The following is a 22,590-nucleotide window of genomic DNA, read 5'->3' as shown; positions in this document are numbered from 1 at the left end:
GGGGTATTACCTGCGCAGCCGTGTCTCTCCAGCTGCCCACTTCACTTCACCACCACGTCGTTCCCGCCTCCGCGGGAACGACGGGGATTTTCAGCAGCCGCAGGCCTCCTTCGGCGCCGAGTCCAGCGTGGCGGCGCGCGTTTTCAGGCCCAGCTTTTCCAGCAGCACGCGGTCGTCGTCGGCTTCCGGGTTCTCGGTGGTCAGCAGCTTGTCGCCGTAGAAGATCGAGTTGGCGCCGGCCATGAAGCACATCGCCTGCACCGCTTCGCCCATTTCGCGGCGGCCTGCCGACAGGCGCACGCGCGCTTGCGGCATCGTGATGCGCGCCACGGCGATGGTGCGCACGAATTCGATCGGGTCGAGCTTGTCCATGCCGTGCAGCGGCGTGCCTTCCACCTGCACCAGGTGGTTGACCGGCACCGATTCAGGGTACGGGTTCAGGTTCGCCAGTTGCGCGATCAGGCCGGCGCGCTGCTCGCGCGTCTCGCCCATGCCGACGATGCCGCCGCAGCAGACCTTCAGGCCCGCTTCGCGCACACGGCCCAGCGTGTCCAGGCGGTCCTGGTATTCGCGGGTCGAGATGACGTTGTTGTAGAAGTCCGGCGCGGTGTCGATATTGTGGTTGTAGTAGTCAAGGCCAGCGCGCTTGAGCTGCTCGGCCTGGCCGGCCTCGAGCATGCCCAGCGTGGCGCAGGTTTCCATGCCCAGTGCCTTCACTTCACGCACCATCGTCTCGACTTTTTCCATATCGCGCTCTTTCGGGCTGCGCCAGGCGGCGCCCATGCAGAAGCGCGTGGCGCCGCTGGCCTTGGCCGCGCGCGCCGCATCGAGCACGGTCTCGATGTCGAGCAGCTTCTTGGCTTCGACGCCGGTGTCGTAGCGCGCCGCCTGCGGGCAGTAGCCGCAGTCTTCTTCGCAGCCGCCGGTCTTGATCGACAGCAGGGTCGCCAGTTCGACGTCGCCGTCCGGGAAATTCAGGCGGTGCGCGGTCGAGGCGCGGTGCATCAACTCGGTGAACGGCAGCGCGAACAGCGCGAGCACGTCGGCCAGCGGCCAGGTCGCATCGATTGGCGGCTTGATGGCTGCCGTTGGGCGGTGCAGGGCGACGGTGTTCATATTGGTCATTTCGATTCCTTCAAAAACTAGACCCGCGTGGACGGCCAGTTCGGCAGTCCGGCGAGGTCGATAAATTCGGCTGCAGCAGCAGCCGTCGGTTCGTTCAGGCGCGGCACGTGGCCCAGCAGCGGCGCCGGGATCCGTTGGGCCAGCGCCTCGATGTTCTCTTGCGCAAAGCGCATCTCGGGGTCGGCCGTGTTGGCGACCCAGCCGGCCAGCACCAGGCCGCGCGCCACGATCGCTTCGACCGTCAGCAGTGCGTGGCTGATGCAGCCCAGGCGCACGCCGACGACCAGGATCACGGGTAAATTCAGTTGCGCGGCCAGGTCGGCGCTATCGAAAGCATCGTTGAACGGCACCCGGAAGCCCCCCACGCCTTCGACCACGACCGCGTCGGACGCGGCCTGGATCTCGGCAAAGGCGGCCAGGATCGGCACCAGTTCGATCGTCACGCCCTCCATGGCCGCAGCGATGTGCGGCGCGGCCGGTTCGCGCAGCATGTAGGGTGTGGTCAGCGCTGCCGGCAGGTGTACATTGCCTGCGGCGACCAGCATGTCGGCGTCGTCGTTGTGCAGCGCGCCGTCGCGCATGGTGGCGCCGGCCGCGACCGGCTTCATGCCGCAGGCGCGCTGGCCGGTGGCCGCCAGCTTGTGCAGGATGGCGGCCGAGATCAGCGTCTTGCCAATTTCGGTGTCGGTGCCGGTGACAAAACACGCAAAGCGCATCGGCAGGTCGTCGGCGCGCAGTTCAAGCTCCGGCTCCAGCACGGGTTCGTCCAGATCGGTCAGATCCACGTCCGGCTCCACTGTGGCCGGTGCGGCGATCGGATTGTCGGTCTCGTTCAGGTTATTCATGGTGCAGCCTTTTCCAGTTCATTGAGCGCCTGCGCCAGCTGCGCCACGTCGGCAAGCGCGTGGGCGGCGGACAAGGTCACGCGCAGGCGCGCGGTTCCCGGCGCCACGGTCGGCGGACGAATCGCCGGCACCCACAGGCCCTGCGCATGCAGGGCGCTTGCGGCGCGCAGCGCAGCGTCGTTGCTGCCGATGATGACGGGCTGGATCGGGGTGGTCGATGCCGCCAGGTTCCAGCGATCCAGGCGCAAGGAACCGCGTAGCTGCTCTACCAATGCCGCCAGGTGAGCACGCCGTTCGGCGCCCTCGTCACCGCCCATGATAGCAAGGCTGGCGAGCAAGACGTGTGCGAGCGCCGGCGGGCAGGCCGTGGTGTAGATGTAGGGGCGGGCGCGCTGCACCAGCAAGTCGATCACGCTGGCATGCGCGGCAATGAAGGCGCCGCCGACGCCGGCGGCCTTGCCGAGCGTGCCCATATAGATCAGGTTTGCCGAACGCAGGCCGAAATGCTCGAGCGCGCCGCGCCCCTGTGCGCCCAGTACGCCGAAGCCGTGGGCGTCGTCGACCACCAGCCAGGCGCCGTGGCGCTCGCACGCGGCCAGCAGCGCCGGCAGCGGCGCCAGGTCGCCATCCATGCTGAAGACGCTGTCGGTAACGACGATCTTGGTGCTGGCGCTGCTGGCTTCGAGGAGTTTTGTGAGCGCTTCGACGTCTCCGTGCGGATAAACCGTGACCCCCGCTTTCGCAAGGCGGGCGCCGTCGATCAGCGACGCGTGGTTCAGCGCCTCGGAAAAGATCATCGCCTCGGCATCCGCGCCGAGGGCGCTGAGGATCGCCAGGTTGGCCATATAGCCGGTGCACATCGTGAGCGCGCGCGCCTGCTCGAGGTGCGGCGCCATCCACTCGGCCAGCGTTTCTTCGAGCAGGTGATGTGCGCGGCTGTGGCCTGACACCAGGTGCGAGGCGCCGCTGCCGGCGCCGTACAGCTGCGCCCCTTCGCGCAGCGCCTCGATCACGCGCGGATGCGCGGCCAGCCCCAGGTAATCGTTGCTGCAAAAGGCGAGCAGCTCGCGCCCGTCGACGACCTGGCGCGGCGCGCATGCGCTATCGGTCACGCGGCGACGGCGTGTGAGGCTGCGCGCGGCAAGGTCGTCGAGCTGGCGGTCGATGGTAGCGATCAAGTCCATCGCATCAACCCGCGATGACCGATTCGAACGTCTTGATCGTGCGCGCGGCCAGGCCGGCGACTTCCTCGTCGTCCAGCACGTACGGCGGCATCAGGTACACGGTGCGGCCGATGGGGCGCAGCAGCAGTTCGTTCTCGGCGGCGGTAGAAAAGAAGCGGCGCGAGAAGGTCGAGGCGCGGTCGGTATCGGGCTCGATGGCATCGAACGCGAAGATCATGCCGCGCTGGCGGAAGTGGCGCGTGCGTTCGTGCTCGGCCAGCGGCGCCAGTGCGATCGTCATCTTGGTTGCCAGCTCGCGGTTGCGGTTCAACACGTCGTCTTGCTCGAAGATTTCGAGTGTTGCCAGCGCCGCGCGGCACGCCAGCGGATTGCCGGTGTACGAGTGCGAGTGCAGGAAGCCGCGCGTGAGGTCGGTGCTGTAGAAGGCCTGGTAGATGTCGTCGCGCGTGAGCACGAGCGAGAGCGGCAGGTAGCCACCGCTGATGCCTTTCGACAGGCACAAAAAGTCGGGCCAGATGCCGGCCTGCTCGCAGGCGAAGAAGGTGCCGGTGCGCCCGCAGCCGACCGCGATTTCGTCGGCGATCAGGTGCACGCGGTGCTGGTCGCACAGGTCGCGCAGCAGTTTGAGATACAGCGGGTCGTACATCGCCATGCCGGTGGCGCACTGCACCAGCGGCTCGACGATGATGGCGGCGATCTTGTCTCCGCGCTGTTCGAACAGCGCCTTGACTTCGCCGATCGCGCGCTGCGCGACGTCCTGCGCGGTTTCGCCTTCAGCCGCGCCGCGCGCATCGGGCGCGCTCACGACGTGCGAGGCGCGCAGCAGCGGGCCGTAGGCGTCCTTGAACAGCGGCACGTCGGTGACCGACAGCGCGCCGATCGTCTCGCCGTGGTAGCTGCCCTGCAGGCAGACGAATTCCTGCTTGGCCGATTGCCCCGCATTGCGCCACGCGTGAAAACTCATCTTCATCGCGATTTCGACGGCCGAGGCGCCGTCGGAGGCGAACGTGGCGTGGCCGAGCGCGTGACCGGTGAGCGCGGCCAGGCGCTCGGCGAGTTCGACCACCGGCGCGTGCGTGAACCCGGCCAGCATCGCGTGTTCGAGCTGGTCCAGCTGGTCCTTCAGCGCGGCATTGATGCGCGGGTTTGCATGGCCGAACAGGTTGACCCACCACGAGCTGATGCCGTCGAGGTAACGCTTGCCGTCATAGTCGTACAACCACGGCCCCTTGCCATGGCTGACCGCGATCAGCGGCACCTCTTCGTGATGCTGCATCTGGGTGCAGGGATGCCATACGCTGCGCAGGCTGCGCGCGATCCAGTCGGAGGAGGTGGTTTGCTGCTTCACTATAAAATTCCAATACTAGTTAATCCATGTCGGCTTGCGCTTTTCAAGGAACGAGGCCACGCCTTCGCGGCCTTCGAGCGATGCGCGGATCGCGGCGATGCGCCCGGCAGTATCCGCCAGCAGCGCGTCGTCGACCGGCTGGCCGACGACCTCGCGCACCAGCGTCTTGGCCTGCTTGACCGCGTGCGGGCTGTTGTTCACTAGCGCCTTGACAATGCCTGCCACCGTGGCATCCAGTGCTTCATGCGCCACCACCTCATGCGCGAAACCGATGCGATGCGCCTCTTTTGCGTCGAAGCGCTCGGCCGTCGTGAAGTAGCGCCGCGCGGCCTGTTCGCCCATCGCCTTGATCACGTAAGGCGAGATGGTAGCCGGAATCAGGCCAAGCTTCACTTCGGACAGGCAAAAACCGACCTGTTCGGCCGCGACGACGATGTCGCAGGCGGCCACCAGCCCCATGCCGCCGGCGTAGCAATCGCCCTGCACGCGTGCGACAACCGGCTTCGGGCACAGGTAGATCGTGCGCAGCATGTCGGCCAGGCGCATGGCGTCGGCCAGGTTCTCGTCATGCGAGTAGCCGGCCATCTTCTTCATCCAGTTCAGGTCCGCGCCGGCGCAGAACGACGGGCCGTTGGCGGCCAGGACGATCGCGCGCACGGTGTCGCTGCGGCCCAATTCATCGAACACGAGCGCCAGTTCGGCAATCGCCTGTTCGTTGAAGGCATTGCGCAAATCCGGGCGGTTCAGCGTGACGGTGGCGACCTTGTCGGCGATCGTCACGAGCAGGGTTTCGTAGTCCATGATCACTCCCTTACATGCGGAACACGCCGAACGTCGTGTCCGCGATTGGCTGGTTCATCGCGGCCGACAGGCCCAGACCCAGCACGGTGCGGGTGTCAGCCGGGTCGATCACGCCATCGTCCCACAGGCGCGCCGACGCGTAATACGGGTGGCCCTGGTGCTCGTACTGGTCGCGGATCGGCTGCTTGAACGCCGCTTCTTCGTCCGGCGACCATTGGCCGCCACGGCCTTCGATGCCGTCACGCTTGACGGTGGCCAGCACCGACGCGGCCTGGTCGCCGCCCATCACCGAGATGCGCGCATTGGGCCACATCCACAGGAAGCGCGGCGAAAAGGCGCGCCCGCACATGCCGTAATTGCCGGCCCCGAACGAGCCGCCAATGATGACGGTAAACTTCGGCACCGCCGCCGTGGCCACCGCCGTGACCATCTTGGCCCCGTTGCGCGCGATGCCTTCGTTTTCGTACTTGCGGCCGACCATGAAGCCGGTGATGTTTTGCAAAAAGACGAGGGGAATCTTGCGCTGGCAGCACAACTCGATGAAATGCGCGCCTTTGAGCGCCGACTCGGAAAACAGGATGCCGTTGTTGGCGATGATGCCCACCTTCATGCCGAAGATATGGGCGAAGCCGCACACCAGCGTCGTGCCGTAGCGCGCCTTGAATTCGTCGAACATGCTGCCATCGACCACGCGTGCGATCACTTCGCGCACATCGAATGGCTTGCGGGTATCGACCGGGATGACGCCGTACAGTTCCGACGCCGGATAGTGCGGCTCGACGCTCGCACGCCGCTCTCCCTGCTGCGGTTTGACGCGGTTCAGGTTCGACACGATCGTGCGCGCCAGCGACAGCGCATGCGGATCGTTCTGCGCCAGATGGTCGGCCACGCCGGACAAGCGCGTGTGCACGTCGCCGCCGCCCAGGTCTTCGGCGCTGACGACTTCACCGGTGGCCGCTTTCACCAACGGTGGGCCGCCGAGGAAGATCGTGCCCTGGTCCTTGACGATGATCGATTCGTCGCTCATGGCCGGCACATAGGCGCCGCCGGCGGTGCACGACCCCATCACCACCGCGATCTGCGGGATGCCTTTGGCCGACAGGTTGGCCTGGTTGTAGAAGATGCGGCCAAAGTGGTCGCGGTCGGGGAACACATCGTCCTGGTTCGGCAGGTTGGCGCCGCCCGAGTCGACCAGGTAGATGCAGGGCAGGTTGTTCTGCTCGGCGATCTCTTGCGCGCGCAGGTGCTTCTTGACCGTCATCGGGTAATAGGTGCCACCCTTGACGGTGGCGTCGTTACAGACGATCACGCATTCCTGGCCCGATACGCGGCCGATGCCGGTGATGATGCCGGCGCTGGGCGCGGCGCCGTCATACATGTCGTAGGCGGCCAGTTGCGAGAATTCGAGGAACGGCGTGCCTGGATCGAGCAGGTGTTCGACGCGCTCGCGCGGCAGCAGCTTGCCGCGCGCGAGGTGCTTGGCGCACGCCGCCTCGCCGCCGCCCTGCGCCAGTTGCGCGACCCGTGCGCGCAGGTCGTCGACCACTTGCTGCATGGCGGCCGCATTGGCCTTGAAATCCTCACCGCGCGGGTTCAGTTTGCTGTCGATCTGGGGCATGTGCCGTCCTCTGGTCGTCGCCGCCTTGCCTGCGTGGCAGCGCTTACTGCTTGTCGGGGAAACTGCCGTCCAGGTAAAACCAGCGTGGCGCGCCGTCGGGTCCGGGTTCGCGCACGAAGCGGCTGAGCTCATGGAGACGATGCGCGCGGCCGCCCACCTTGAAGCGGGCGACGAATTCGACCGTGTCGCGATCGGGGCCGTGGTCCTGGCCACCACCCTGGTCTTCTGGAACGTCCGGCAATTTTGCTTTACGTTTACGTAAACGTAAAGAGGTTTTTATCTCCAGGCCAAGCCAGCGGATCGGCTCGTTGTCGATGATCGGTTCTTGCGGGAGGGTGCTCGGGTGCCAGGTGGCGCGCAGGTACGCCTCATCCTTGAGCGTGAACGCGGTATAGCGCGAGCGCATCAGGTGTTCGGCAGTGGGCGGCAGGGCTGCGCCGGCCAGGAATGGGCCGCAGCAGTTGTCGAGCGAGGGGCCGCCACAGGGGCAGGGGGAAGTGGGACGGGGGGACATGGCGGCAATTATCCGCGATTTTGACGATGGCGGTCACGGCGTCTCCTGCTGGAGTGCAACTGTGAGAACCAATGCTCGACGGAGTTGTCCATCCAATTCATTTAGGGAGCGAAGATGCCAAGAAATAGGATGCGGATGATTCACCCGGGCGAGGTATTGCGTGAGGAGTATCTGGATGCCCTAGGCATATCTGCTCGCGAGTTGGGCAAAGCCCTAGGGGTGAGCGCTCGTCAGATTGCGCGGCTCACCAGCGAGCAGAGTAACGTTACGTCGGGCATGGCATTGCGCTTATCGCGTTACTTTGGAACGACCCCTGAATTCTGGCTGAATTTGCAAATGACGTATGCGCTGAAAAAAGCGGCACTTGCCGCTGGTGATCGGATCACCGAAACAATTGAACCCCTGAAAGTGACGCTGAATCAGCAATGAGCCGACGCCGTCTTCATTCCCGCAACGTCAACCCATCCAGCGCGAACGGCGGTGCCTTCCCCCGCACCAGATCCGCCAGCACCGTCGCACTGCCACACGCAAACGTAAACCCCAGCGGCCCGTGCCCGACGTTGAGCCACAGATTGTCATAGCGCGTGGCCCCGATGATCGGCGCGCTGCTAGGGGTCGCCGGCCGCAAGCCGGCCCAGGCCGACACCTGCGAGTAATCCGCGGCGCGCGGCATCGTCTCGCGCACCAGGCGCGTCAGGCCAGCGACCCGTTTGGCGTCGAGCGAGACATCCTCACCCACCATGTCGACCATCGCCGCCACCCGCAACCGCTCGCCGATGCGCGCATACAGCACCTTGCGCTCGAAGTCGGTCACGCTGATCTCGGGCGCGATGTCATCCTGGCGGATCGGGGCGCTCAGGCTGTAACCCTTCAGTGGATACAGCGGCAGGTAGATGCCCACCGTGTCGGCCAGCGTGCGGCTCTGTATGCCGGCCGCCAGCACGTAGGCGTCTGCCGTCACGGGGCCGCCGGCCGTGTCGATCCCGGTGATGCGGCCCCCCTGCGCGCGCAGTCCGGTCGCCTCGCTGTTGACGACCCCGCGAAAGCGCGGATGCTCGCCAAGGCGTTCGGCCAGCGCCACGCAAAACGCATGGCAGTCAGCCACTGCTTCGCCCGGGTTGTAGATGCCGCCGGCCAGCAGGTGCTGGGCTGCGGCCAGGCTTGGCTCGCGCGCGGTGCATTCCTCTGGCGACCAGATCTGGCCGGCGCCGGGCTTGGCCGCAGCGGCATTGAATGCGTCGCGCGTGCGAAATACCACCAGCTTGCCGGCATCGCGCCAGCCGAAGCGCTCGGGCGGTACGACCAGTTCAAGTGAACTCATCGCCTGGCGCGACAGTTCGCCCAGCTCGAGCAGCTTGGCCGTCGTGCGGCGATTGACGTCGGCGCGGCAGTGGGCCAGGAAGCTGGCCAGCCAGCGGTACTGGCGTAGGTCGGCTTCCGGCTTGAAGCGCAGCGGGCCGTCGGCCTGGAACAGCCATTTGAAGGCCTTGAGCGGAATGCCTTCGTCGGCCAGAGGCGACACGTACCGGTAGCTCAGTTGCCCGCCATTGCCGTAACTGGCGCCGCTGCCCACGTCCGGCGCGCGCTCGAGCAGCGTGACGCTGTGGCCGGCCTCCAGCAGCCACCAGGCCGATGCCAGGCCGACGACGCCGCCGCCGATGACGATTATGTGCTGCATGCCGGACTCTTTTTTTCGGATGTGGACAGGGAGCTTAGGCGCAGCCGGCACGTGCTGCCAATGAATCTAGCGCGCGCGCTCATAACCGGGATATATGCACACATGCGTCGTGCCGTTCAATCGGCCAGGCCGAGTATGGCGCGGCGGTGCAACGCCGCCACGATGCGCTCTTCATAGCGCGCCAGCGCCGTCTCGCGGCCGGGCGTGGCGGCCACGTCGAACCCTGTGCCGCCGGCCAGCACCACCACGCCATGGCCGCGTGCACGGTCCATGGCGAACACGGAGCGCAGGCCGTAAGCGTCGCCCAGGTGGCCCACTGCGTCGAAACCGGGCGCCAGCCGCAGGCCGGGGCGGTCGGGATAATGGGCGTTGCCCAGCCCGCGCGGACTGAGGATGCTGCCCAGCGGGTTGCCATTGCCGCCCACGCCGTCGTAGGCCCAGTGGCGCGCGAACATGCGCTCGAGCGTCGCGCCCTGCAGCAGGCGTTGGCCGCCATGCACCCCGCCGGCCATCAGCATGCGCATGATCACGCCCAGGTCGCGCGCGGCGATGCGCAGGCCGCCGGTGGGGCTGAAAGGGGTCGCGTTGGTACCCGGGGCGTAGCCATCGAGCCCGGGCGGGGGCGTCGGTGGGTGCGTGCCGACATCGTCCACTTGGGCGATCCACGGTCCGGCTGGCGCCCAGGCCTCACTGTCGACGGCGCGCTTGCGGTAGATGGTGGCGATGTTCGCTTGCGCCGCCTTCGGCAATTCGGCCGGGTTGTAGCCGGCCTGCAGCCCGAGCGGCTGCAGCACCAGGCGCGCCATCAGGCGGTCGAACCGTTCGCCGGTGACGCGCTCCATGATCGTGCCGACGATGCCGAACCCCAGGTTGCAATAGGTGTAATAGGCGCCCGGCCCGGCCAGCGTCGACCACGTGGGCAGCGCAGCGAGCGTGACGACATCCTTCAATGCGGTGGCAGCCGGCCAGAAGTAGCCGCCGTCGTCGCGCAGGGACGAGGTGTGCACGAGCAGGTGCCGCAAGGTGATCGCCTGCGCCGGAAAATGCGGATTGCGCAGCGTGAAGCCGAGGTAGCCCGAGACGTCCGCGTCCAGGTCGACGCGGCCGTCGTCCACCAGCCGCATCAGCCCGAGCGTCGTGACGAGTTTCGAGATCGAGGCGATCCGGTACAGCGTCGCCGGCGTGGCCGGGCGGTCAGGCAGCGCGCCATTGCCGATGAATCGCCGGCCGAACGCGCCTTCGTAGACAGGCTGCCCGCCGCGCATGGCCACGACCGACAGGCTGGCCAGCGGGTACGCCGGATCGTCGACGATGGCCGCCAGCTCGGTGTCGAGCTGGCGCTGGACGGCGCCGCCGCCGCCCGCCGGCATCGCTGCCAATAATGGTTCCATCGCCCCCAGCATGACCATGCCGAGCAGGGATCGCCTGCCGTGATTCATGTTCGTCCCCACCTTGTGTTGTATAGACTGTCGGGCCAGCATACGGACAGCCCGCTACCGTCGGCCAATGAATACCCGTGCGCCGGGCATAACCGTTTTGCATTGGTCGCAAGTGGTATGCTTCCATCGTATGCCAGCCCTCTTCGCCACGCCGCCATGAACAGCCCCAGCCCCGGATTCCAGCTCGACCTGGACGACAATTCGCCGCTCTACAAGCAGCTTGCGCGCAAGCTGGCGCAGGACGTGCGCGATGGCCGTTACCAGGCTGACCAGGCGCTGCCGTCCGAGCGCATGCTGTCCGAGCAGCTCGACGTGTCGCGCGTCACGGCGCGCAAGGCGATCGACCAGCTGGTCGACCAGGGCCTGGTGGTGCGCCGGCGCGGTTCGGGCAATTACATCGCGCCGCGCATCGAGCAGCCGCTGTCGACGCTGTCGAGCTTTTCCGAGCAACTGCAGCAGCGCGGCTATACCCCGCGCTCGCAATGGCTGCGGCGCGACACGATGCTGGCCGACGCCGATGAACAGCTCGCGCTTGGCCTGTCGCCCGGTGCGCGCGTGGCGCGCCTCGAGCGCCTGCGCTTTGCCGACGACATCGTGATGGCCTACGAAGTGAGCGTGATCCCGGCCGCCGTGCTGCCGCGCCCCGAGCTGGTGGCCGCGTCGCTGTACGCGCACTTGTCCAAGAGCGGCCACCTGCCGGTGCGGGCGCTGCAGCACATCCGCGCGATGAACGCCGACCTTGAGCTGGCCACGCGGCTCGAGGTGCCGGAAGGGCGCGCCGTGCTGTTCATCACGCGCGTGGGTTACCTCGAATCGGGCCAGCCGGTCGAGCTGACCCACTCGTACTGCCGCAGCGACCATTACGATTTCGTGGCCGAGCTGCGCCGGCAGGTTGCATAACCTGGCGGCATGACGGCGCCCGATCCTTTCATGGAAGCGCTTGTCAAACTGGTATTACACTGGTTTTAACCAAACTGGCATATTGACTATGGCGATGCTCAATACCGAAACCCCCTCACTGGCGCACACCGCGCTCGACCAGTACCCGACGACGGAACTGGTGAATGTCTTGATCGATGACCAGTTCAATGCCGTCGAAGCCGTGCGCAAGGCGGGCCCGCGCATCGGCGCTGCCGTCGCTGCGGCACTGCCGCGCATGGAGGCGGGCGGGCGCCTGATCTATGTCGGCGCCGGCACGTCGGGCCGCCTCGGTGTGCTCGACAGCGTGGAACTGTACCCAACCTTCTCGTGGCCCAGCGAGCGCGCGGTGGCGCTGCTGGCCGGCGGCGCTGGCGCGATGTTCGTGGCGGTCGAAGGCGCCGAAGACGACGCCGTGCAGGGCGCGGCCGACGTGCAGGGCGTGCAGGTTGGCCCGAACGACGTGGTGCTGGCGCTGGCGGCGTCGGGCGGCACGCCGTATGTGCTGGGCGCGATTGGCGCCGCGCGCGCAGCCGGTGCGCTGACGGTGGGCTTTGCGAACAATCCGGATGCGCCAGTGGCGACGCAGTCCGAGATCGGCATCACGCTCGACACCGGCGCCGAAGTCATTTCGGGCAGCACGCGCCTGAAAGCGGGCACCTCGCAAAAGATCGCGCTGAACACCTTTTCCAGCGCCCTGATGGTGCGTTTGAACAAGGTTTACGGCAACCTGATGGTAGACTTGAAGGCCACCAATGCCAAACTGGTACGACGTGCGATCCGCCTGACCAGCTTTGCCACCGGCGCCGACGAGGCGACCGCGCAGGCGGTGCTGGAGCAATGCGGCTATCACGTCAAGACCGCGATCGTGGCCTTGTCCAAACAAACCAGTGTCGAGCAGGCGCAAGCGCTGCTGGAAACGGCGCGCGGCAGCGTGCGCCAGGCGCTCGCGTAATCCGCGCGCGCGTTCCCGCATCCCTGGCCTGCATGGCGCGCGAAAGAGTCATGCAAAAACCGCAAGCGAACAGCCCATGGCAGTGGGTGCCGTCCCTGTACTTCGCCCAGGCGATTCCGTATGTCGTCGTGATGCACCTGTCGGTCATCATGTACAAGGACATGGGCATCTCGAACTCGGATATCGCCTTTTATACCAGCCTGCTCTACCTGCCGTGGGTGATCAAGCCGCTGTGGTCGCCCATTGTCGACATGTTCGGTACCAAGCGGCGCTGGACCGTGCTGCTGCAACTGGTCGTCGGCGCCTCGCTGATCGCGGTGGGCACCGTGCTGCACCTGCCCACCTTCTTCGCCGTCAGCCTGGCCGTGATGTGGGTGATGGCGTTCAGCTCGGCCACGCACGACATCTCGGCCGACGGCTTCTACATGCTCGGCCTGCGCCAGAAGCAGCAGGCGGCGTTCGTCGGCGTGCGCAGCACCTTCTATCGCCTGGCCAGCCTGTTCGGGCAAGGCCCGCTGGTGGTGCTGGCCGGTTACCTGGCCGTGAGCCTGGGCGATGTGCGCCAGGCCTGGTCGATCGTTTTCTATGTGATGGCCGGGCTGTTCTTCGCCGCGTTTGCCTGGCACCAGTACGCGCTGCCCGTGCCGGATGACGACCGCGCCGTCGCCAAGAGCGACAATCCGCTGCGCGACTTCTTTGGCACCTTCATCGCCTTTTTCAAGAAGCGCGACATCTGGATGATCGTCGCCTTCATCCTCACGTTCCGGCTCGGTGAAGCGCAGCTGTTGAAGCTCGTGGCGCCATTTTTGAAAGACCCCGTCAGCGCCGGCGGGCTGGGCTTGACGACCGCCGAATACGGTATCGCCTACGGCACGGTCGGCATCATCGCCCTGACGCTCGGCGGCCTGGCCGGCGGCTGGCTGATTTCGCGCGTGGGCCTGAAACGCTGCCTGTGGATCATGGTGTTCGCGATCCACGTGCCCGACCTGGTATTCGTCTACCTGTCACAAACCCAGCCGACCGACCTTGCAATCGTGTCCGCCTTCCTCGCGCTCGAGCAGTTCGGCTATGGCTTCGGCTTTACCGCGCTGATGATGTACATGATCATGGTGGCCGATGGCCCGAACAAGACCGCGCATTACGCGATCTGCACCGGCCTGATGGCGCTCGGGATGATGGTGCCGGGCATGTGGAGCGGCGACCTGCAGGAATACCTCGGCTATCAGCACTTCTTTATCTGGACCTGCCTGGCCACCATCCCCGCCTTTATCGTGGCGGCGCTGGTGAAGATCGATCCGGAATTCGGAAAAAAATAATCGGATGGCGACGAACGCGCTGCCTGCGCCCATCATTGCGCTGCGCCCGTTCGCCGCCGTCTTGTACAGCATAATCAAGGAGCCTCTTTTTTGCGTCCCAACCTGAATAAACGCGCGTTCACCCTCGGCATGGCCAGCGCCGTCGCCCTGGGCCTGGCCGCCTGCGGCACCAAGCCGACCAAGCCCGGTACGACCAGCGGTGTGTATCCGGCCGCCGGCGGCAACGAGCCGCCCGCCGCGCCGCGCGAATTTCGCGCCGCCTGGGTCTCCACCGTCGCCAATATCGACTGGCCCAGCAAACCGAACCTGAGCGCCGCGAAGCAGCAGCAGGAAGCCATCGCCATCCTCGATCGCGCCAAGGGCATGAACCTGAACGCGATCGTGCTGCAGGTGCGTCCGGCCGCCGACACCATCTATCCGTCGAACCTCGAGCCGTGGACCGAGTACCTCAGTGGCGTCCAGGGCAAGGCGCCGCAGCCGTTCTACGATCCGCTGGCGTACTGGATCACCGAGGCGCATGCGCGCGGGCTCGAGCTGCACGCCTGGTTCAATCCCTACCGCGCGCGCATGGACGCCTCGCGCGGCCAGTCGGCGCCGAACCACATCACCAACACCAACCCGGCCATCGTCAAGCGCTACGGCAAATTCATGTGGATGGACCCGGGCGAGCCGGCCGCCGTCAAGCAGACGATGGACGTGATCCTCGACGTGGTGCGCCGCTACGACATCGACGGCGTGCACATCGACGATTATTTTTATCCGTACCCGATCGAGGCGTCGCCCCAGATGGCGGGCAACGCCGCCGCGCTGGACGGCCGCGCCGGCAAGGGCGAGCTCGATTTCCCCGACGATCCGGCCTGGCACCGCTACCTGGCCGGCGGAGGCGAGCTCGATCGCGCCGACTGGCGCCGCGACAACGTCAACCGCCTGATCGAGGCGATGCACAAGGGGATCCACGCCGAAAAGAGCTGGGTGCGCTTCGGCATCAGCCCCTTCGGCATCGGCCGCCCCGACCGCCGCCCGCCCGGCATCAATGGCTTTTCACAGTACGACAAGCTGTATGCCGACGCCGAATTGTGGCTCGAGAAAGGCTGGCTCGATTATTTCGTGCCCCAGCTGTACTGGCCGATCAAGCCGTCGGGCCAGGCGTATGACGTGCTGCTTGACTACTGGATCAGGCAGAATCCGCAGGGCCGCCATATCTGGCCGGGCCTGTTTACGAGCCGCATCGGCGCCGCAACCAGGGCCTATGAGCCGCAAGAGGTGCTCGAGCAGGTCGATGTGACCCGCACGCGGCCGCTGGCCACGGGCCATGTCCACTTCAGCATGGTCGCGCTGATGCAGAACCGCAAAGGCATCGCCGACCAGTTGCGCGCCACACGCTACGCCGGCCAGGCGCTGGTGCCGGCCACGCCGTGGCTGGGCAACGAGCGCCCCGGCACGCCGCTGGTGGCGGCCGCGCGCCGCGCGCGCTCGGTCGAGCTCACGCTCAAGGCGGGCAAGGCCAACGCGCTGTATGCGATCTGGTCCCGCCACGGCGGGCAGTGGCGCTTCGCGGTAGCGCCGGCCGTGCGCGTGGCCTGGTCGGTGCCGGACGACGCCGCGCTGGGCGCCGCCGAGATCGTGGTGGTCAGCGCCATCGATCGTCTCGGTAATGAAGGCGCGCGGGTACGTGTGTGGTCCAAGTCGTAATGCGGGTAGCATCGAACTTTGTGAGCGGATTTTCTTATGCCATCTGATCGGGATACCATGAGCGGCCCTGGCCTGGGCATCGACGCCGGCGGCACCGAAACGCGCTGGGCGCTTGCGGCCCCTGGCGGTACCATCCTGGCCGATGGCGTGGTCGCGGGCTTGTCGGCGCTGCAAATGGCCACGCCCGAGGGCCGCGCGGCGGTACGCGCCAGCCTCGAAGAGCTGGCGGCGGCGGTGCTGGCGCATGCCAGCCCCCTGCGCATCCAGGCCGGCCTGACGGGCTTTGGCGGCGATGGCGAATTGCTGCAAGGCTGGCTGGCCGAACTGCTGGGCGTGGCGCCCAGCGCCGTCACGCTGTCGAACGATATCGAACTGGCCTACCGCGCCAACTTCGCGCCCGGCGCGGGCTACCTGGTGTACGCCGGCACCGGCTCGATCGGCGCCTACATCGACGCCGACCACGTGTTCCACCGCGCCGGCGGGCGTGGTGTGGTGCTCGACGATGGCGGCGGAGGCTTCTGGATCGCGCGCGAAGCGCTGCGCCACATCTGGCGCAACGAGGACGAAATGCCCGGCTGCTGGCGCGATTCGCCAATGGCGCAAGAGGTCTTTGCCCACATTGGCGCGGCCGATTGGGATGCGTCGCGCCAGTTCATCTACCACGGCGAGCGCGGCACGATCGGCAAGCTGGCGCTGGCCGTTGCCGCCAGCGCCGGGCGCGACCCGGCCGCCGCCACCATCCTGAGCGAGGCCGGGCTGGAACTGGCGCGCCTGGCGCTGGCGCTCACGCGCCGCTTCGGTCCGCGCCCGGTAGTGCTGGCCGGCCGCGCCAGCACGCTGCATCCCCTGATCGTCGAGACGATGCGCGCCGCGCTGCCGGTCGGGATGGACCTGACACAGACCGGCCTGCGCGCCCACCACGGCGCCGCGCGGCTGGCATTGCAACCGACCGCCGCGCGGCCCGCGCGCGCAACCAACAAGAACATCAACGAGGAATCCCCATGAAATCGATCTTGACCGCCCTGGCCCTGGCCGTGCTGGCAGGTTGCACCACCACCGCGCCGACCGTCCCGAAGTACGACACCACCTACGACGCCGTCGGCCAGTCGAGCCGCGCGCGCTTCCTGGTGCTGCACTACACGGTGGCCGACACGCCCGCCTCGATCAAGATCCTGACCCAGCAGCAGGTCAGCGCGCACTACCTCCTGACCGACGAGGCGCAGCCGAAGATCTACCGCCTGGTCGACGAGAACCGCGCCGCCTGGCATGCCGGTAACTCGAGCTGGAAGAACTTCACGCAACTGAACAACAGCTCGATCGGCATCGAAATTGTGAACGCCGGCTGGAAAGACACGCCGCAGGGCCGCGTCTATGCGCCGTTCCCGCAGGCGCAGATGGACGCGCTGCTGCCGCTGGTGAAAGACATCGTGGCGCGCCACGGCATCGCGCCCGAGAACGTGCTCGGTCACAGCGATATCGCGCCGCTGCGCAAGCAGGATCCGGGACCGCAGTTCCCGTGGCAGCGGCTGGCGCAGGAGGGCCTGGTAGTGTGGCCGGACGCGAGTCGCGTTGCCGCCGTGCGCCCGGCGTTCGAGGCCTTGCTGCCGGACGTTGGCTGGTTCCAGCGCAAGCTGGCCGCGCACGGCTACGGCCTGGTGCAAAGCGGCGTGTACGACGAAGCGACCCGCACCACGCTGGCGGCGTTCCAGATGAAGTACCGCCCGCGCGATATCTCGGGCGTGGCGGACGCCGAGACGGCGTCGCTGCTGGAAGTGTTGACCACGCCGGCGAACACGCCGCCGCCGGTGGTGCCGGCGGCGCTGGCGCCAGTCGCGCCGGCCGCGCCGCAGATGCCTGCGCCTTTGCCAGCACCTGTGCCAGCACCAGTACCCGCACCGACGCCGACCCTGCCGGAACCGACGCCGGTCCTGCCGGTCGAACCGACGCCGGAACCTGCGCCAGTGACGACCACGGCGCCGGCGGCGCCAGTCATCACCACCCCATGATGGTCTCTACCGAGGGCTAAGCGATGCGTCTGCGTCATATCGAAGTATTCCACGCCATCATGCAGGTCGGTACCATCAGCGGCGCCGCCCAGGTGCTGCATATCTCGCAGCCGGCAGTGACCAAGGTGCTGCAGCACGCCGAACTGCAACTGGGCATGCCGCTGTTCGAGCGCGTGCGCGGCAAGCTCTATCCCAAGCCCGAAGCGCACCGCCTGTTCGTGGAAACCGAAAAGCTCAACCGCGACCTGCAGGGCATCCGGCGCCTGGCCGCGAGCCTGAAGGGCCGGGCGGTGGAAACCGTGCGCCTGGTGTCGACGCCGACGATTGCCGTGAGCGTGCTGCCGGCCGGGATGACCGCCTGGCGCCGCGCCTTTCCTGAAACGCGGTGCGAGCTGGCCACGCACCACACGAGCGAGATCGTCAACGTGCTGCGCCTGGGCGAAGCCGACGTGGGCCTGTCACTGCAAGACCCGCGCCATCCCGGCATCGTGGCCGAGCCGATCGCGCACGGCTTGCTGACGGTGATGGCGCCGCGCGGCACCTGGACCGAGGCCGAATGCCGCACGCCGATCGCGGCCGATGGCCTCAGCGGTGAACTGATCGGCATGGCCGACCGCGACCCGCTGGGCGAGATGGTGCTGGCGGCCTGCGAGGCGCAGGGCGTGCAGCCGGTGTTCCGTACCGTCGTGCAAACGTACCAGATCGCCCGTTCGCTGGTTGAAGCCGGCGCCGGCACCGCGGTGCTCGACCCGTTCACGGCCGCATCGGCCGCAGCGAACCAAGTGCAGTGCCGCCAGTGGTCGCCGTCGATTCCCGTGCACCTGTACTTGCTCACGGCCAGCCACTCGCCGCTGTCGCACGGCGCGCGCGAGCTGGCCAACTGCATCGGCGCGACCGCGCGCGCCTGTCTCGAACCTGCCTAGAATCTGGAATCATGGACGCGTTTTTCGCCAGCGAAGACATCGCCGACAGCCCGGCGTTTCGCCACCTGGACAGCATCGCCGGCATCCGGGTCGACCTGCGCTACGCCAGCGTCAACAACTTTGTCGGACGCGATCTGTATTCGCCGTTCGACTGCGCCTGGCTGCATGTGCAGGCGGCCGAAGCGCTCGAGCGCGTGGTGGCCTGGCTGGCCGCGCGCCGGCCCGACCTGACGGTGCTGGTGCTCGATGCCCTGCGCCCGCAACGCGTCCAGCAGCAATTGTGGGATGCGCTCGAAGGCACCGGGCTGCGCCTGTACCTGGCCGATCCGGCACGCGGCTCGATCCACTCGTACGGCATGGCGCTGGATCTCACGCTGCTCGACGCGGCCGGCCATGAACTGGACATGGGCACTGGCTTTGACGACATGACGGAACTGTCGCATCCGGCGCTGGAAGAAGGTTTCTTGCTGGCCGGCCGTTTGACCGAAGCGCAGGTAGCCAACCGACGCCTGCTGCGCGAGGCCATGCTGGCGGCGGGCTTTCTGGCCATCAGGACCGAGTGGTGGCACTTCGATTGCGGCGACCGCGACCTGGTGCGCAAGACCTTCCGCCGCGTGCTGTAGCGCTTACTGCATCTCGATCGCTTCGACCCGGTTGCGGCCATTGCGCTTGGCCGCGTACAGCAGCTTGTCGGCGGTCAGGATCAGGTCGGGCAGTGTGACGCGGCCGTTGTCGTGTGCAAAATCGAATGTGGCCAGGCCGAAGCTGGCGGTGCTCTGCAATTGCGGGACATCGTCGACCGGCCCCACCAGATTGGCCGCGAACGCGGCGCGCAATTTCTCGGCCAGGCGGGCGCCATCGGCCAGGCCCACGCCGGGCAAGACCAGCAAAAATTCTTCGCCGCCATAGCGCACCACGGCATCGACGCCGTCGCGCACCATCCCATGCAAGAGACCAGCGAAGGTGCGGATCACTACATCGCCTTCGTGGTGGCCAAAGCTGTCGTTGATGCGCTTGAAGTGATCGATATCGCACAGGATGACCGATACCGGATGCCCGATACTGCGGGCGCGTGCCAGTTCGTGTTCCAGCAGATGGTCGTGCAGGTAGTGGCGGTTGTAGCAGCCGGTCAGCTGGTCACGTTCGGCCAGCAGCTTGAGTTTCATCTGCAGCCGGAACTGTTCGCGCGAGACCCGGTTGTAGCGGCGCGCCGCCAGGATGCCGAAGGTGTTGATCATCGTGAGCAGCATGCCCATCGTGAGCAGGTCGGATACCGGCCGTGGCGGCAGCACGAACGTGGCCAGTGCCAGAAAGACGATCGTGGCGCCGGTGCCGAGCGCGGTCGCATACGCCAGGCGGTTCGGGATATACAGGTAGATCACCACCAGGATGATCAGCATCGACATCGCATGCCAGTGCACTTCGTTCGGCCGCGCCAGCGCCACCACCATGAAGCAGCACAGCGCAATGCCTTCGGCGATGGACGCCGCCAGGCGGGTAGCCCGGATCGACAGCGGCCGGCGGTAGGCCAGCCAGGCGCAGGTGCCGGCGCTCGCGGCGACCACCAGGCGCGCCGGCAGCGTTTGCCGGAGTGCGGCGTCCAGGCCCAGCACCGCGATATCCGTCACAAAGAACACCAGGAAAAACACGATGCAGAACACGATCGTGAAGCCCAGCATGGCGCGGGTGCGTTCGATGTGGTGGGTGAGGAAGGCGGTTTCGTCGGTGCCGATCGCGAATTCGCCGGTCAGGAAATGAATGTGCATGATTTGGTCAGCGCTGCAGATGAAGAAGGCTCTGCGACGCACATATCGGGAGCTTGGAGGTGGTCAGGCAGAACTGATGGATGTCCACGTCAATGCCGGTTGATCAGCTGTCTCGACAGGGTAGGTAACAAGTCGGATATTGTGTCAGTTTTCATTTGCAGGAAACTAACAGAATATATCAGGAGGGTAAATTTTTGTTTAAATTGCAAGATGACTCGGGTCAATAGCGTGACAATCCCGGGTGTCGGGAATTTTTACATATGGAACCGGATATTTCTTTAAGTCATTGATTTATTTACTTGGCATAAGATTTGCTTGATATAAATCAATAGAAATTAGATTCAGGAAATAAAAAATGAAAGTCGTCTTGAAAGCCATCGCCCTCGCCGCCGTGTTCGCCACCAGCACCGCATCGGCTACCGTCCTCAACTCGGTCATCCACGTCGACAACCGATTTGCGGCGTATATCTCGACCAGCGACACGGTCCAGGGTACCCAGTTCGCCTGGGGCACCGATTGGGGTTGGGGTTTTCCGGCGACCACGTCGCTGCTGAAGGGCCAGGACTACTTCCTGCATATCCTGGCATACGACGACAGCGGCGTGGCCGGATTGATGGGCCAGTTCACGCTGGTCGGCACCGATCACACCTTCGTCAATGGCACCCAGTCGCTGCTGACCAACACGGTTGACTTCAAGGGCAACAACACCGGCTTCAACGGTGTCTACAGCGCCCTGGGCGAATACGGCACGAATGGCGCCAACCCATGGGGCCTGCAGCAGGACACGGCGGCCAACGCCAAGTGGATCTGGGCCGGTAACCAGACCACCGCCGATGTCGCCTACTTCAGCACCAGGATCAGCGCCGTCCAGCCAGCCGCCGTGCCGGAACCAGGTTCGCTGGCGCTGCTGGGCCTGGGCCTGGCCTGTGTTGCAGCAGCGAGCCGCCGCCGCAAGGTGTAAGCCTGCTGCGGCGCTGCCCCGGCATCAGGGCGGCGCCGCACCCGAACGGGCAACCCAGTCGACCAGCGCATCGAGCACCGCGCGGCCACGCCCGTCGCCGGCCCGTTCGCTGTTGACCATCGCCACGAACACGCATGGCTGGCCGTTCGCATCGGGCACGTAGCCGGCCAGCGCGATGACATTGCGCAGCGAGCCGGTTTTCAGGCGCGCGCGCCCCGCGGCCGGCGTGCCGGCCAAGCGACGACGCATGGTGCCGTCGACTGCGCCGATCGGCAGGCTGGCCTGGAATTCCGGCGCCCATGGGCTCTTCAAGCCCGCCTGCAACACACTCCCCATCTGCTGCGCACTGATGCGCTCCACGCGCGACAGGCCCGAACCGTTCTCGATCACGAAGCCGGCATCGTCGATGCGCTGCGCGCGCAGCCAGTCGCGCACGGCGCCATCGGCGCGCGCGAAGGTCGAGACTTCGCCGGCCGGCAGCGCCAGGCTGCCTTCCACCGCATCGGCCTGGAGGCTGCCCAGACTCAGGAACAGCAGGCGCGCCAGCGCATTGTCGGACGTCTTGTTGATGTCGCGGACCAGCTCCGGCAAGGCGCGCGCGGCGTGCGCCGCCAGCACGCGCGCCTCTGGCGGCGTGGCGCCTGCGATCGTGCGGCCGCTCAGTGTGCCACCGAGATCGGTCCAGGCGCGGCGCACGAAGCGGCCCACGTAATCGTCGCGGTCGAGCACATTGATGCTGTAGCTGCGGTTGCAGTTTTTTGGAAAGGTGCCGCGCAAGACCACCTCGATGCGGCCATCGGGCGCGCGCCGTGTTTCTGGCAGCTGCCAGCCGTCTTCCCACTTCGCGCAATCGCGCTCGACCAGCGTCATCGCCGACGTGACCGACACGCGTTCAAGCTCCGGATGCATGCGCAGCTGCAGGGCCGAGCCAGTCGCGCGCATGTCGAGCTGCAGCATGTTCTTGTTGACCAGGAGGGCATCGGGGATCACGTTGTAGTACGCGTCCGGCGACTCGTCGAACGGCGGCAAGCCGACATCTGGCCGCGCCGGCTGGAACAGACTACGATCGAGCACCAGGTCGCCCTCGATGCGTTCAATGCCCTGGTAGCGCAGCGCGCGCAGCATGTCCTCGAGGTGTTCGCCGGCCAGGTCGGCGTCGGCGCCGCCCTTGACGTACAGGCTGCCGCGCAGCACGCCGTCCTTCACGTCGCCGAGGGTGCGCAGTTCAGTGCGGCCGCGGAACGTGGGGCCCAGGCGCTCCAGCCCAACCAGCGTCGTCACCAGCTTGATCGTCGATGCCGGCTGCATCGGCAGCGCCGCCTGGTGCGACAGCAAGGCCGCGTCACCGCGCAGCACGAGCAGGCCCACTTCGTTCTGGGCGATGCCGCTGTGCTGCATCAGTTGCGCCACCGGCGCCGGCAGCTGGGCGTGGGCCAGCGGCAGGGCGCACAGCAGCGACAGTAGTGACGAAGCGAGGGCGGCGCGTTTGAGCATGCGTGAA

Annotated in this window: 20 protein-coding genes and 1 pseudogene; 10 read left to right on the top strand and 11 right to left on the bottom strand. The window is 66.6% G+C overall.

Translation table 11 applies throughout. The features are described 5' to 3' along the window. Positions 1-90: 90 nt before the first annotated feature. From bioB to AB2N08_RS07685, 7 genes are read right to left on the bottom strand one after another with little or no spacing between them, the layout of a single operon-like run. On the bottom strand, positions 91-1,116 hold the full coding sequence (gene bioB / locus AB2N08_RS07715) for a biotin synthase BioB (protein ID WP_367610146.1): 1,026 nt from the start codon (positions 1,114-1,116) through the stop codon (positions 91-93). A 26-nt stretch (positions 1,117-1,142) separates the two neighbouring features. Further along, a complete protein-coding gene (bioD, locus tag AB2N08_RS07710; RefSeq protein ID WP_367610051.1) occupies positions 1,143-1,970 on the bottom strand; it encodes a dethiobiotin synthase in 828 nt (275 codons plus the stop codon). Beyond that, complete coding sequence (gene bioF, locus AB2N08_RS07705) at positions 1,967-3,154, bottom strand: 8-amino-7-oxononanoate synthase (protein ID WP_367610050.1); 1,188 nt, start codon at positions 3,152-3,154, stop codon at positions 1,967-1,969. The genes bioD and bioF overlap by 4 nt, the downstream gene beginning before the upstream one ends. 4 nt (positions 3,155-3,158) lie before the next feature. Beyond that, a complete protein-coding gene (bioA, locus tag AB2N08_RS07700) occupies positions 3,159-4,502 on the bottom strand; it encodes an adenosylmethionine--8-amino-7-oxononanoate transaminase (protein ID WP_367610049.1) in 1,344 nt (447 codons plus the stop codon). A gap of 15 nt (positions 4,503-4,517) precedes the next feature. After that, on the bottom strand, positions 4,518-5,303 hold the full coding sequence (locus tag AB2N08_RS07695; protein ID WP_367610048.1) for an enoyl-CoA hydratase/isomerase family protein: 786 nt from the start codon (positions 5,301-5,303) through the stop codon (positions 4,518-4,520). A gap of 10 nt (positions 5,304-5,313) precedes the next feature. Further along, positions 5,314-6,921, bottom strand: coding sequence for a carboxyl transferase domain-containing protein (locus AB2N08_RS07690; protein WP_367610047.1), 1,608 nt, complete (start codon positions 6,919-6,921; stop codon positions 5,314-5,316). 43 nt (positions 6,922-6,964) lie between these two features. Beyond that, entirely contained in the window at positions 6,965-7,435 is a 471-nt protein-coding gene (locus AB2N08_RS07685; RefSeq protein WP_367610046.1) for a YchJ family protein, read from the bottom strand. Positions 7,436-7,564: 129 nt separating this feature from the next. Here AB2N08_RS07685 and AB2N08_RS07680 point away from each other — a divergent pair, with 129 nt between their 5' ends. Next, positions 7,565-7,864, top strand: coding sequence for a HigA family addiction module antitoxin (locus tag AB2N08_RS07680; protein WP_367610045.1), 300 nt, complete (start codon positions 7,565-7,567; stop codon positions 7,862-7,864). Positions 7,865-7,877: 13 nt separating this feature from the next. Here the strand turns inward: AB2N08_RS07680 and AB2N08_RS07675 are convergent, their stop codons facing one another. Together AB2N08_RS07675 and AB2N08_RS07670 are read right to left on the bottom strand one after the other, a co-directional pair. Beyond that, complete coding sequence (locus AB2N08_RS07675) at positions 7,878-9,164, bottom strand: D-amino acid dehydrogenase (RefSeq protein ID WP_367610044.1); 1,287 nt, start codon at positions 9,162-9,164, stop codon at positions 7,878-7,880. A gap of 65 nt (positions 9,165-9,229) precedes the next feature. Next, entirely contained in the window at positions 9,230-10,552 is a 1,323-nt protein-coding gene (locus AB2N08_RS07670; protein WP_367610043.1) for a serine hydrolase domain-containing protein, read from the bottom strand. A 156-nt stretch (positions 10,553-10,708) separates the two neighbouring features. Here AB2N08_RS07670 and AB2N08_RS07665 point away from each other — a divergent pair, with 156 nt between their 5' ends. From AB2N08_RS07665 to AB2N08_RS07630, 8 genes and pseudogenes are all read left to right on the top strand, one after another. Then, positions 10,709-11,452, top strand: coding sequence for a GntR family transcriptional regulator (locus tag AB2N08_RS07665; RefSeq protein ID WP_367610042.1), 744 nt, complete (start codon positions 10,709-10,711; stop codon positions 11,450-11,452). Between the two features lie 88 nt (positions 11,453-11,540). After that, the gene (locus tag AB2N08_RS07660) at positions 11,541-12,425 is read left to right on the top strand and encodes an N-acetylmuramic acid 6-phosphate etherase (RefSeq protein WP_367610041.1); all 885 of its coding nucleotides are present in this window, start codon (positions 11,541-11,543) and stop codon (positions 12,423-12,425) included. Between the two features lie 50 nt (positions 12,426-12,475). Then, positions 12,476-13,741, top strand: coding sequence for an MFS transporter (locus AB2N08_RS07655; protein WP_367610040.1), 1,266 nt, complete (start codon positions 12,476-12,478; stop codon positions 13,739-13,741). A 90-nt stretch (positions 13,742-13,831) separates the two neighbouring features. Beyond that, on the top strand, positions 13,832-15,433 hold the full coding sequence (locus tag AB2N08_RS07650; protein ID WP_367610039.1) for a glycoside hydrolase family 10 protein: 1,602 nt from the start codon (positions 13,832-13,834) through the stop codon (positions 15,431-15,433). A gap of 57 nt (positions 15,434-15,490) precedes the next feature. Further along, positions 15,491-16,438, top strand: coding sequence for an N-acetylglucosamine kinase (locus tag AB2N08_RS07645; protein ID WP_367610038.1), 948 nt, complete (start codon positions 15,491-15,493; stop codon positions 16,436-16,438). Next, a pseudogene (locus AB2N08_RS07640) lies at positions 16,435-17,214 on the top strand (N-acetylmuramoyl-L-alanine amidase); the annotation flags it as partial. The gene AB2N08_RS07645 and the pseudogene AB2N08_RS07640, both read left to right, overlap by 4 nt. 248 nt (positions 17,215-17,462) lie before the next feature. Next, positions 17,463-18,362 carry a LysR family transcriptional regulator gene (locus AB2N08_RS07635; protein ID WP_367610036.1) on the top strand — a complete coding sequence of 300 codons (900 nt, stop codon included), beginning with the start codon at positions 17,463-17,465 and terminating at the stop codon, positions 18,360-18,362. An 11-nt stretch (positions 18,363-18,373) separates the two neighbouring features. Then, a complete protein-coding gene (locus AB2N08_RS07630) occupies positions 18,374-18,985 on the top strand; it encodes a M15 family metallopeptidase (protein ID WP_367610035.1) in 612 nt (203 codons plus the stop codon). A 3-nt stretch (positions 18,986-18,988) separates the two neighbouring features. Here the strand turns inward: AB2N08_RS07630 and AB2N08_RS07625 are convergent, their stop codons facing one another. Further along, a complete protein-coding gene (locus AB2N08_RS07625) occupies positions 18,989-20,128 on the bottom strand; it encodes a GGDEF domain-containing protein (RefSeq protein ID WP_367610034.1) in 1,140 nt (379 codons plus the stop codon). A 355-nt stretch (positions 20,129-20,483) separates the two neighbouring features. Between AB2N08_RS07625 and AB2N08_RS07620 the strand changes: the two genes are divergently transcribed. Beyond that, complete coding sequence (locus tag AB2N08_RS07620; RefSeq protein WP_367610033.1) at positions 20,484-21,089, top strand: PEP-CTERM sorting domain-containing protein; 606 nt, start codon at positions 20,484-20,486, stop codon at positions 21,087-21,089. 24 nt (positions 21,090-21,113) lie between these two features. Here the strand turns inward: AB2N08_RS07620 and dacB are convergent, their stop codons facing one another. Further along, entirely contained in the window at positions 21,114-22,583 is a 1,470-nt protein-coding gene (gene dacB, locus AB2N08_RS07615; protein ID WP_367610032.1) for a D-alanyl-D-alanine carboxypeptidase/D-alanyl-D-alanine endopeptidase, read from the bottom strand. Between the last annotated feature and the right edge of the window lie 7 nt (positions 22,584-22,590).

The sequence above is a fragment of the Massilia aurea genome (assembly GCF_040790145.1).
Lineage (GTDB): Bacteria > Pseudomonadota > Gammaproteobacteria > Burkholderiales > Burkholderiaceae_D > Telluria > Telluria aurea_C.
This window is presented reverse-complemented; position numbering and strand designations above follow the sequence as displayed.